The 1,431-nt window shown below is 44.5% G+C and carries 1 protein-coding gene; it reads right to left on the bottom strand.

The window, feature by feature from the left end:
- Positions 1–193: 193 nt before the first annotated feature.
- Positions 194–727, bottom strand: a complete 534-nt coding sequence (locus tag F6J94_RS33830) for a DUF2808 domain-containing protein (RefSeq protein WP_293048321.1) — start codon at positions 725–727, stop codon at positions 194–196.
- Between the last annotated feature and the right edge of the window lie 704 nt (positions 728–1,431).

Consider the following 1,431-nt stretch of genomic DNA (forward strand, 5'->3'; position numbering starts at 1 on the left):
TGGGAGTGGGAATAAGCTGTCACCGATTTAAATTCTGAATGGGGGCGCTTTGGGGAGATGGGGAGAGGCTATGACGGGGTGACGGTTACCCTACACCGGAAAACCCACACTGTTTCCCCTACTCCCTACTCCCTGCTCCCTGCTCCCTAAAACCTAGGACGAGTTACCTGACCCAATTCAGAACTACAATAGATTAACGACCAATACTCACAATCCAGGTACCGACATAAGTGGGTAGTGGAATATCACCAGCAGCTAAGACATAACAAACGAAGTAATAAGTACCCCCATCAGGGTTTTTGACATTGGAAAATACTAATTCCACATTTTCATTGGCTGGAACTGGCTCTTCCATGTAAATCTGAACGCTATAATTCTCTTTGTCCCAGACTACTTCAGAGACCGGGAGGGATTTACCGTCAACGCGCACCTCAATTTTGTCCACGTCGAACTTACCATCGTAGTAATCTGGATAAGAAATAGAAAACTGAGCAACTCCCAATTCCAGTTTCTTCTTGGGAATCTTCAAGCGGTAACGATCCCAGTAATTGGGGGCACCGTTAAAATCTAGGTGATATCTCAGGATATTTTCCCGCTTAACACCACTCCAGAGTACCAATCCGGGATTACTCTGGGCTAAGCTCCGAACCGATAGCCCGGTCAAGACACAACCAGCTAATGCGATCGCGGAAATCAGGCTTTTGATGGAAGATTGTGTGGATAGCATAAATCTAATGCTGCTGACTTGAGCTGACAATTAACAGTTATTTGTTTTTAACTGTACTACTTATATATATATACGCAAAAAAATATATATATATATACGCAATATATCCCTAATACGTAAGCATTCAGCGGTCAGCGGTCAGCGGTCAGTGGTCAGTGGTCAGCGGTCAGCGGTCAGCTTATTTTATTCAAAAGCTGTTCGGTGTAGCTTGGCCACAGGCCCACAGCTGATAGCTGATAGCACCTCAAGTAGCGTGCGCGTAGCGCTAATCGCTGATAGCTGATAGCTTACCCTAATACCAATTTCAAACCCTATCGCTACACCTTAATCACTCACTACACCCCATCACCCCATCACCTATAAATCGATCTGACTAGTAAAGATTACCTACGACAACTGAGTGCAACAGCACAATTCCTAAAACAAGTTAAAAATAATCCTCTCTTTTGGCAGATCACCATAGGATCCAAAAAGAGATCCGGTTATGGGGAAACATGTATTTGAACAGTCAGAGAAATTTATATAGAGAAATTGATGCCAGCAGTTCAAATTCAGCAAGAGGCCATGCCTGGTGTTGGATACCACGACAAGTAGCATACAAGGACAAGTAGCACAGATGGGAAGCCAGTCAGCTGATCATAAGTGAGTTAATCGCCCAGGCTTAAAAGCATTGGCGGTGTCAGGGATCAGTTTGCTCCCTGACA

The sequence above is a fragment of the Moorena sp. SIO1F2 genome (genome assembly GCF_010672755.1).
In the GTDB taxonomy this organism is placed as follows: domain Bacteria; phylum Cyanobacteriota; class Cyanobacteriia; order Cyanobacteriales; family Coleofasciculaceae; genus Moorena.